The sequence below is a fragment of the Micromonospora sp. NPDC049580 genome (genome assembly GCF_040675595.1).
Taxonomy (GTDB): Bacteria; Actinomycetota; Actinomycetes; order Mycobacteriales; family Micromonosporaceae; genus Micromonospora.
Window position 1 is genome coordinate 1 of the sequence record NZ_JBFAPG010000811.1, and the last position, 1,327, is coordinate 1,327.

A 1,327-nucleotide genomic window follows, 5' to 3' on the forward strand; every position below is an offset into this window, starting at 1 on the left:
ACCGCGTCCGACCCGACGCCCGCAGGTCACCGGGTGAGCGCCCGCGCGCCCTACCCCGCCCGCTGCGCCCCGATCGCCGTCGGGAGCCCGCTGCGGCCCCGGACGCCGAGCTTGACGTACGCCCGCTGAAGGTGGTTCTCCACCGTCCGCACCGACAACACCAGCTTGGCCGCGATCGCGGCATTGTCGTGCCCGGCCGAGGCCAGTTCGCAGATCTGTCGCTCCCGGGGAGTGAGCCCGTCCCGGTCCGACGGCCGAGGGCTCAACGGGGGCCAGTATCCGCCGCACCGCTCCCGCAGCAGGTCCGCGCGCCGGGCCAGCAGGTTGGCCCGGCGCTGGTCGCCTCGACGGTGGCACGCCCTCTCGGCGGCGACCACGGCCTCCAGCCCGAGCGTCAGGTAGCCGCTGGCCTCCAGGGCGCTGCCGACGCGTTCCAGCGCGGCCGGGTCGTCGGCGGCGAGCGCGTGAGCGTAGTCGGACCACAGCGCGAACAGTGGACTGTCACAGTCGGCGGTGACCGTGCACAGCCGCTCGGCGGTCGCGGTGCCGGGTTCCAGGCGAGACAGCAGGTGCAGGCACTCGACCGTGACCGTCGTCGCCTGCCCGGCACGCCCCTGCAACTCCCGCAGCGTCGCGACGGCCGTCGCCGGGTGGCCCTGCGCGGCGGTCAGCCAGGCCGCGGTCAGCTCGGCGTCGATGGCCACCAGGCCGCCGCCGTGCGGGCCGTCGCCGTCGGTGCGATCGTCGAAGAGCTGCCGCAACAACCTCCCGCTCTCCGCCAGCTCACCCAACTGCGCCGCCACGTACGCGTTCGCCGACAGCACGTAGTCGCGGATCGGGAACAGCGTACGGTCGGCGGTGAGGGTCCGCGCCTCGTGCAGCCAGCGCATCGACCGCCGCATCTGCCCGGCGTGGTAGGCGCACTTGCCCAGTGAGAAGGCGAGCAGCCCGACCGCGTCCGCCGCGCCCCGCGTGACCGCGTCCCGGTAGTAGCGTTGGGCGAGCCGCTCGGCGTCGTGCAGTCGCCCGGACAGCAGCAGGGCCTGCACGTGGCAGGCCTGCGTCGCGGCACGCATCGTCGGCCAGGTCTCCGGGATGTCGACCTCTCCGGTGTCGAACATCCGCACCGCCTGCCCCGGCTGCCCGTCGAACAGCAGCAGGTACGGCAGCAACGCCGCGACGGCCGTCGCCAGCAGCGGGTCCCGGGGCCGGTCGGCGGCCAGGCGTGCCATCAGGGCACGCGCGCCCCCCGCGTCGCCGCCGAACGCCGCGATCCCCACCTCCGCCGCGAGCAACCCGGCGAGCGCGTCGGCGGGCAGGTCGTGAC

Annotated in this window: 1 protein-coding gene; it reads right to left on the reverse strand. The window is 75.1% G+C overall.

The window, feature by feature from the left end; translation table 11 throughout:
* Positions 1-50 precede the first annotated feature (50 nt).
* Positions 51-1,327 (reverse strand): LuxR C-terminal-related transcriptional regulator (locus tag AB0J68_RS32260; RefSeq protein ID WP_363942685.1); only part of this gene is annotated, 1,277 nt, incomplete at its 5' end.